The sequence below is a fragment of the Trebonia sp. genome (genome assembly GCF_049794275.1).
Taxonomy (GTDB): Bacteria; Actinomycetota; Actinomycetes; order Streptosporangiales; family Streptosporangiaceae; genus Trebonia.
The window spans coordinates 1-8,107 of the sequence record NZ_JBARCR010000638.1; the positions used below are offsets into that span (position 1 = coordinate 1).

Sequence of the window (8,107 nt, forward strand, 5' to 3'; positions counted from 1 at the left end):
GGCCGGGGCCACGCGGCGCGGAGCCGGCCGAGGAGGGCCGCGGCCCTGCCTGGGCGCCCGGGTTCCTGAGGCGTGGCCGGGAGGTCAGCGTGCAGGCCCGGCAGGTCGGCCCGGTGCCGGGTTTTGAGCACCGCGCTCATCCGGTACATGAACGTGTCGTGCGAGAGGCGGCCGGCGGCGAACCCCTCCGTCAGCCTGGCGACCACCGCGTCGCGCTCGGCGTCGGAGGCGCGCAGCTGGCCGGGCAGCTGCGCGTCCGGCTGTGTCGGGGTTTCCGCCGCGGAACCTGCCATGACTGGAGTATCGGGACCAGCCGCGCCCAGCGCAAGAAAAAGCGGCGCGAGAAAACCGGTCAGACGCCGACCGCGTGCACTCCCCCGTCGGCGTGCACGATCTCCCCCGTGGTGGCCGGGAACCAGTCCGACAGCAGCGCGACGCACGCGCGCGCCGCCGCCTCCGGGTTGGCGATGTCCCAGCCGAGCGGCGCGCGCTGCGACCAGACGTCCTCGAACCTCTCGAAGCCGGGAATGGACTTCGCTGCCATCGTCTTCAGCGGGCCCGCCGCCACCAGGTTCACCCGTACCCGCTGCGGCCCTAGGTCGCGGGCCAGATAGCGGGCGCAGGACTCGAGGGCGGCCTTGGCGACGCCCATCCAGTCGTAGCCTGGCCAGGCCACGCTGGCGTCGAAGTCGAGGCCGACGACGGAACCGCCGTCGGGCATCAGCGGCAGGACGGCGATGGCCAGCGACTTCAGCGAGAACGTGGACACGTGCATGGCCTTGGCGACGTCCTCCCACGGCGTGGCGAGGAAGTTGCCGCCGAGCGCTGACTGCGGCGCGTTGCCGATCGAGTGCACCACCCCGTCGAGCCCGTCGACGTGCTCGCGCAGCCGGTCGGGCAGCGACTCGAGCTGGGCCACGTTCGTGACGTCGAGCTCGATCACCGGGGCGGGCGCGGGCAGCCGCTTGGCGATCCGCTCCACGAGCGTCGGCCTGGGGAACGCCGTGAGCACCACCGTCGCGCCCTGCTCCTGCGCGACCCGCGCCACGTGAAAGGCGATCGAGGCGTCGGTAAGCACGCCGGTGACCAGGATCCGCTTGCCGTCGAGGATGCCCATCAGTGCCGCCTTCCCAGTCGGGGTGGCTTTCAGTGTCCCATGCCGAGGCCGCCGTCGACCGGGATGACCGCGCCGGTGATGTACCCCGCCTCCGGGCCGGCCAGGAAAGCCACCGCGGCGGCCACCTCGTCCGTCGTGGCGAACCGGCCGAGCGGGATCGCGCCGAGGGCGGCCGCCTTGCGCTCCTCGGGCAGCACCGCGGTCATGTCACTCTCCACGAAACCCGGCGCCACCACGTTCGCGGTGATCGCGCGCGAGCCGAGCTCGCGCGCCAGCGACCGGGCGAGACCGACCAGCCCGGCCTTCGATGCGGCGTAGTTGGCCTGCCCCGCGTTCCCTGACAGCCCGGACACCGAGGAGATGAAGATCATCCTGCCGCGGCGCATCCGCATCATCGGTCGCACCGCCCGCTTCGCGACCCGGTAGGCCCCGGTCAGGTTGGTGTCGAGCACGCTGGTGAAGGCTTCCTCGCTAAGCAGTGCCAGCAGCTGGTCCTGCGTGATGCCCGCGTTGGCGACCAGCACCTCGACCGGCCCCTGCTCCTGCTCCACGGCGGCGAAGGCCGCGTCCACGGACGCCGCATCCCGCACATCGCACCGCGCCACGGACAGGCCGTCGACCGGATCGCCTGACCTGGACGTCACGGTGACGCTGTCCCCGCCGGCGGCCAGCCGCCGCGCGATCGCCAGCCCGATACCCCGGTTGCCGCCGGTCACCAGGACGGAACGCCCCATGTCGGTCTCCTCACGTCGGTCGGCCCGCCAGCCGAGGGTACCGCGCGCCAGCCCCGCGTGATCAAAGAAGTTTTAACGCACTTATCGACGCGCAATTTATCTCAGGAAAAGAACCATTCGATCATGCAATTCTTGACGAATGGAATAAGCCCGGATACCGGAAATTGCGGCACGCTGGGCATACCGCGATGCGGCCGGGCAGGCCGGTGAGATAGGTTCTTGAGGCGTGGATGATCACAACGGACAGATCGACCCCGAGTTCGCGGGGCTGCCACTGAAGGAACTCGCCGACGCCGCTCTTGACCAGGCGCGCGCGCTCGGCGCACAGCACGCTGATTTCCGGGTCGAACGGATCAGGGGACAGCGCATCGCCCTTTCCGACGGCAGGCTGCAGAGCCTGTCCGATGGCGACGACAGCGGCCTCGCGGTCCGCGTGGTCGTGGACGGCACCTGGGGGTTCGCCTCCGCCGTCGACCTGACCGCGGACGCCGCGCGGACCGCCGCGCGGCAGGCCGTCGAGGTCGCGCGGGTGGCCGCCGCGATGAACACAGAGCGGATCGAGCTCGCTCCCGAGCCCGCCCACGGCGACGTCACCTGGGTGTCGGCCTACGAGATCGACCCGTTCACGGTGTCGCCGCGGGAGAAGGTGGACCTGCTCGCCGACTGGTCGGCGCGATTGCTGGCCCACGAGGCGGTCAGCCACGTCGACGCGGGCCTGTACCAGGTCAAGGAGAACAAGTTCTACACCGACGGCGGCACTACGGCCACCCAGCAGCGGGTCCGGCTGTACCCGCAGCTCACCGCGGTCGCCGTCACCGAGTCCGGGTTCGACGACATGCGCACGCTCGCCCCGCCGGCCGGCCGCGGCTGGGAGTACCTGACCGGCACCGGCTGGGACTTCGACGCCGAGCTCGCTGAGCTGCCCGACCTTCTCGCGGCCAAGCTGACGGCGCCGAGCGTCGAGGCGGGCCGCTACGACCTGGTAATCGACCCGTCCAACCTATGGCTCACCATCCACGAGTCCATCGGCCACGCGACCGAGCTCGACCGCGCCCTCGGCTACGAGGCCGCCTACGCGGGCACCAGCTTCGCCACGCTCGACAAGCTGGGGTCGCTCAAGTACGGGTCTGACGTGATGAACATCACCGGCGACCGGACGGCCGCGCACGGCCTGTCCACGATCGGCTACGACGACGAGGGCGTGGCGGGCCAGTCGTGGCGCCTGATCTCCGACGGCGTGCTCGTCGGCTACCAGCTGGACCGGCGGATGGCCCAGCTGAAGGACTTCGGCCGCTCCAACGGCTGCGCGTTCGCCGACTCCCCCGGTCACATGCCGCTGCAGCGGATGGCCAACGTGTCGCTGGAACCGGCCGCGGGCGGCCCGAACACGGCCGAGCTCATCGCCGGGGTGGACAACGGCATCTACATCGTCGGCGACAAGTCCTGGTCGATCGACATGCAGCGGTACAACTTCCAGTTCACCGGCCAGCGGTTCTTCCGGATCAGGAACGGCCGGCTCGACGGCCAGCTGCGGGACGCCGCCTACCAGGCGACGACGACGGAGTTCTGGAACTCGATGGAGGCGGTCGGCGGGCCGCAGACCTACGTGCTCGGCGGCGCGTTCAACTGCGGCAAGGGGCAGCCAGGCCAGGTCGCGCCGGTCAGCCACGGCGCCCCGGCCGCGCTCTTCCGCCAGGTGCGGATACTCAACACCGTGCAGGAAGGGGCAGCATGAGCCAGATCCGGCCGCAAGACACCGTGGAGCGCGCGCTCGCGCTGGCCAGGCCCGGCGGCGACTGCGTGGTGATCGCGGACGAGACCTCCACCGCGAACCTGCGCTGGGCAGGCAACACGCTCACCACCAACGGGGTCGCCGCCTCGCGCAGCCTGACGGTGATCTCGATCGACCGCCGCGTCGAAGGCGCCGCGGGTGTCGGGATCGTCTCCAGGTCCGGGGTCGGCCCCGACCAGGTCGAAGACGTCGTGCGGGAAGCGGAGAAGGCCGCCGAGCAGGCGTCCCCCGCCGAGGACGCGAACGAGCTGGTTCCCGGAGACAGCCGGGGACGTTCAGGATGGGAAGATTCTCCGGCAACCACGGACTTCGGAGTGTTCCGCGGCTTCGCGGCGGAGCTGGGGGAGACCCTGCGCGCGGCCGAGGGCGCCGGGCGCAAGCTGTACGGCTTCGCCGAGCACGGGCTGACCTCGACGTTCCTCGGCACCTCAGCCGGGGTGCGGCTGCGGTATGACCAGCCGGAAGGGCGGCTCGAGCTCAACGCGAAATCCGCCGACCTGACCCGGTCGGCGTGGGCGGGGGCGGGCACCAGGGACTTCACCGACGTGGACGTCGCGACGCTGGACGCCGGGCTCGCGGAACGGCTGTCGTGGCAGGCGCGGCGGGTCGAGCTGCCCGCCGGGCGGTACGAGACGCTGCTGCCGCCGACCGCGGTGGCCGACCTCATGGTCTACCTGTACTGGTCGGCAGGTGCCAGGGACGCCGGTGAGGGACGGACCGTCTTCTCCAAGCCGGGGGGCGGCACGCGAGTCGGGGAGCGGCTCGCCGCGCTGCCCGTCGACCTGTTCTCCGACCCCGGGTACCCGGGGCTGGAGTGCGCGCCGTTCGTGGTCGCCCACTCGTCAGGGCGGGACCAGTCCGTGTTCGACAACGGGCTGCCCGCGGGGCTGACATCGTGGATCTCCGCGGGCACGCTGAACGCGCTGCACTCCAGCAGGCATTCGGCAGCCCAGGCAGGACTGCCGGCCACGCCCGCCGTGGACAACCTGATCATGTCGGCGGAGTCCGGCGCCTCCCTTGAGTCGATGATCGCGTCGACGAAACGCGGGCTGCTGCTCACCTGCCTGTGGTACATCCGCGAGGTGGACCCGCAGACGCTGCTGCTCACCGGGCTGACGCGGGACGGCGTCTACCTGGTAGAGGAGGGCGAGGTCGTCGGCACGGTGAACAACTTCAGGTTCAACGAGTCGCCGGTGGGCATGCTGTCCCGGCTGGCCGAGGCGGGGGCGACCGAGGCGACGCTGCCGCGCGAGTGGGGCGACTACTTCACCAGGACCGCGATGCCGCCGCTGCGGATCGAGGCGTTCAACATGTCGTCGGTCAGCCAGGCGAGCTGACCTGAAGTGGCCGGTTCGCCCACGTAGGGATACCGTGGGGGGGTGAGGATAGGGCACGCCGGACAGCGCCAGCAGGTGCACTTGGTGACCCAGGCGCGGCGGCCGATGTCCGAGGACATCAGGTACCGGCAGAACCGCTACTTGCTCATGATGGGCATCCGGCTGGTCTGCTTCATCGCCGCGCTCCTCATGTTCGTCAACCACCTGGGATGGCTGGCCGCCATACCCGCGGTCGGCGCGATCATCATTCCGTATATCGCGGTGGTCTTCGCCAACGGCGGACGTGAGCCGGACAACGTCCGCGGTTTCATGGAGTACCGCACGAATCTTCCGGCCAGGAGGGAATCTTCAGGATCTTCTGAAGAAGGCAACGGAAGTTCCGGGCAGCAGTAGCCGTCAAGGAAATGCGCCGGCATTAGGTAGCATTTAGATCTTGACAACATTGGGGGACTTTAGGTGTACGATCTTTAGTGGTGCTCTGGTCCCCCGTCGGGGCACCCACGCCGGCGTTCCGGGCCCCCGTCGGAGCGCCGATGAATGCCACGCAGGGTGGTTTGCCCCCGTAGCCACCCTGCGTGGCCCTTTTTTGTTCTGTAACGGACGGCTCACTCGGTCTTCTGGAACTCCAGGATCGCTATGGTGAGCAACGCCGCGCCCATCAGCGCCACCATTCCCAGCGACAGTCCCACGGGGACGGTCCAGCCGAACCAGGTGAGCGAAGGGCTGAGCAGCTCGGTCGCCTGCGGGGGAAGGGCGAGGTGCGAGAACACCGCGTATCGCATCGGATACACAATGTAGGTGAGCGGGTCGAGCCGGGTGAGCACGGTCAGCCAGCCGGGCAGCCCGCGGAGCGGGTAAAGCGCACCGGACAGGAAGAACAGCGGCATCACGAGCATCTGGGTGAGCGCCATGAACGCCTGAATCTGCTTAATGCGGGCCGCCATCATCACCCCGAAGGCGGTCAGGGTGAACGACAGCAACAGCAGTTCACCGATGATGATGAGGAACAGAACAGGATCGTAGGGTACATGCGCCAGTCCAGCGAGCGCGAGAATCACGATTCCCTGGAAGGTGGCTACTGTCGCGCCGCCGAGGCATTTCCCGATGACGATCGCGGACCTGCTCACCGGCGCCACGAGCATCTCGCGCAAGAACCCGAACTCCCGGTCCCAGACGATGGACGCCGCCGAGAAAATGGCGGTGAACAGCACTGACATCGCCAGCACGCCCGGGTAGATGAAGGTACGGAAGTCGACTCCCTGCGGCAGGCCGTGACTGGCCAGCGAGGACAGCCCGGTGCCGAGGACGAACAGGAACAGCACCGGCTGCACCAGCGAGGTGACCGCGCGCAGCCGGTCGCTCTTGAATCTGATCAGCTCGCGGCGCCAGACGATGTTGACCGCCCGCAGGTCCTGCCGCAGGCCCCGGTCAGGGACCGAGACGCGGATCGCGTCAGTGACCTGCTGGCCGGGGTGGCCGGGCTGCTGCTGCTCGGTTACTCCTATCGCCATCGCTGGTTACCTCCCCCTGCGGAACGCCATGATGTGGGCGCGGTTCCGGTCGCCGGCCGTCGCCTCCGCGTCCCTGATCGTCTTGCCGGTGTAGGACATGAAAACGTCGTCCAGCGTGGGACGAGCGACGCTCACGGACCTGATCTGCGCGGTCAGCTCGCCGAACAGCCGCGGAACGAACTGCTCCCCGTTCTCTACGTTAAACGTCACCATGCCCTCGCTGATCGCCGCGTCGAGGCCGAAGCGGTCCTTGAGCTCGGCGATGGCCGTCTGGTCGTCGTTGACGGCGATCTGCACCCGGTCCTTGCCGATGCTGGCCTTCAGGTTCTCCGGGGTGTCGATCGCCACGATCTGGCCGTGGTCGATGATGGCGATGCGGTCGCAGTTCTCCGCCTCGTCCATGTAGTGCGTGGTGAGGAAGATCGTGATGTCCTCACGCTTCTTCAGGTCGTTGATGTACTCCCAGATGCTGGACCGGGTCTGCGGGTCCAGGCCCACGGTGGGCTCATCAAGGAACAGCACGCGCGGCGCGTGCAGCAGGCCGCGGGCGATTTCCAGCCGGCGCTTCATGCCGCCCGAATAGGTGGCGACCTCGGCGGTGCGGCGATCCCACAGGTTCACCATCTCAAGGACCTGGCGCATCCGGGGCGCGAGCTGGGCCTTGGGCACGCCGTACAGGTCGGCATGGAAGCGAAGGTTCTGCTCGCCGGTCAGGTAGTTGTCCAGCGTGGTGTCCTGGAACACCAGCCCGATGTTCCTTCTGACCGTATCGCGCTGCTTCCGCACGTCGTAACCCGCGACCCTCGCGGTCCCCGACGTGGGGTCCGCGAGGGTACACAGGATCTTGATCGTGGTGGACTTGCCGGCGCCGTTCGGGCCGAGGAAGCCGAAGGTTTCCCCCGGCTGCACCTCGAACCCGATGCCGCGCACCGCCTCCACCTCGCCGTACCGCTTCACCAGGTCGCTGACCAGGATGACGGGTTCAGTCATTCGGCGCCCTCCGGGGCGTCGCTGTCCGTGGCGTCTTCCGCGGCCGTGTCGGCCGCTGGCTCGTCCGTCTCGTCCTCGGCCAGGATGCGGTACATCGACCGCCTGGTCTCGGTCAGCACGCGACGGGCCGCGGCGAGCTGGCCCGGCGAGCCCGCGCGCCGCACCTCCATCACGGCCATCATCACCTGGCGAATCATGTCGCCAAGCTCGATCGCCGTGTCATCGGTCATGCCGGCGGCGGAGTCCCAGGACGCGCGGAGCTCGTCGGCGTGCGCCTCGGCGTACGCCCGGCCCTCGTCGGTCAGGGAGTACATCCGGCGGCGGCCCTCACCCTCGGGGCTGATCAGCCCCTCGTCCTCAAGCTGCTGCAGCGCCGGGTACACCGACCCCGCGCTCGGCCGCCAGACGCCCTGGGTGCGCGCGCCGATCTCCTGGATGAGCTGGTAGCCGTTCCACTGGCCGCCCTCGTCGAGCAGGTCGAGGATGGCCGCGCGGACATCGCCCTTGCGCGCCCTCGGGCCTCGGCCGAACGATCGGTCGAACATCCCGCGGCGCAGCGCGTCGGCTGGTCCGCTCATGGGGCCCGTGGGGCCGAACGGCCCCTCATGCCGCGCCCAGTGGCGGCC

The 8,107-nt window shown here is 69.3% G+C and carries 9 protein-coding genes; 3 read left to right on the top strand and 6 right to left on the bottom strand.

The genetic code is table 11. The annotated features are described in order from the left end of the window. From WA805_RS17170 to fabG, 3 genes are all read right to left on the bottom strand, one after another. Positions 1 to 293, bottom strand: a 293-nt coding sequence (locus WA805_RS17170; protein WP_424562129.1) for a DUF1707 SHOCT-like domain-containing protein, incomplete at its 3' end; no start/stop codon positions are given. Positions 294 to 352: 59 nt separating this feature from the next. Continuing rightward, positions 353 to 1,117, bottom strand: coding sequence for an enoyl-ACP reductase FabI (fabI, locus tag WA805_RS17175; protein ID WP_422280871.1), 765 nt, complete (start codon positions 1,115 to 1,117; stop codon positions 353 to 355). 29 nt (positions 1,118 to 1,146) lie between these two features. Then, on the bottom strand, positions 1,147 to 1,851 hold the full coding sequence (gene fabG / locus WA805_RS17180) for a 3-oxoacyl-ACP reductase FabG (RefSeq protein WP_422280869.1): 705 nt from the start codon (positions 1,849 to 1,851) through the stop codon (positions 1,147 to 1,149). 226 nt (positions 1,852 to 2,077) lie between these two features. Here fabG and WA805_RS17185 point away from each other — a divergent pair, with 226 nt between their 5' ends. Genes WA805_RS17185 through WA805_RS17195 form a run of 3 tightly spaced genes read left to right on the top strand, consistent with a single transcriptional unit; the run spans position 2,078 to position 5,373 of the window. Next, entirely contained in the window at positions 2,078 to 3,586 is a 1,509-nt protein-coding gene (locus tag WA805_RS17185; protein WP_422288466.1) for a TldD/PmbA family protein, read from the top strand. After that, the gene (locus WA805_RS17190) at positions 3,583 to 4,980 is read left to right on the top strand and encodes a metallopeptidase TldD-related protein (protein ID WP_425242834.1); all 1,398 of its coding nucleotides are present in this window, start codon (positions 3,583 to 3,585) and stop codon (positions 4,978 to 4,980) included. Before WA805_RS17185 ends, WA805_RS17190 begins: the two co-directional genes overlap by 4 nt. A gap of 42 nt (positions 4,981 to 5,022) precedes the next feature. After that, complete coding sequence (locus WA805_RS17195; RefSeq protein WP_422288467.1) at positions 5,023 to 5,373, top strand: DUF3099 domain-containing protein; 351 nt, start codon at positions 5,023 to 5,025, stop codon at positions 5,371 to 5,373. A gap of 212 nt (positions 5,374 to 5,585) precedes the next feature. On the opposite strand, the gene WA805_RS17200 is transcribed toward WA805_RS17195, so the two are convergent. From WA805_RS17200 to WA805_RS17210, 3 genes are all read right to left on the bottom strand, one after another. Next, positions 5,586 to 6,491 (bottom strand): ABC transporter permease, encoded by a 906-nt coding sequence (locus WA805_RS17200; RefSeq protein WP_422280861.1) that lies wholly within the window; start codon positions 6,489 to 6,491, stop codon positions 5,586 to 5,588. Between the two features lie 6 nt (positions 6,492 to 6,497). Then, positions 6,498 to 7,481, bottom strand: a complete 984-nt coding sequence (locus WA805_RS17205; protein WP_422280859.1) for an ATP-binding cassette domain-containing protein — start codon at positions 7,479 to 7,481, stop codon at positions 6,498 to 6,500. Continuing rightward, positions 7,478 to 8,107: PadR family transcriptional regulator (locus tag WA805_RS17210; RefSeq protein WP_425242835.1), on the bottom strand; the 630-nt coding region annotated here is incomplete at its 5' end. The genes WA805_RS17205 and WA805_RS17210, both read right to left, overlap by 4 nt.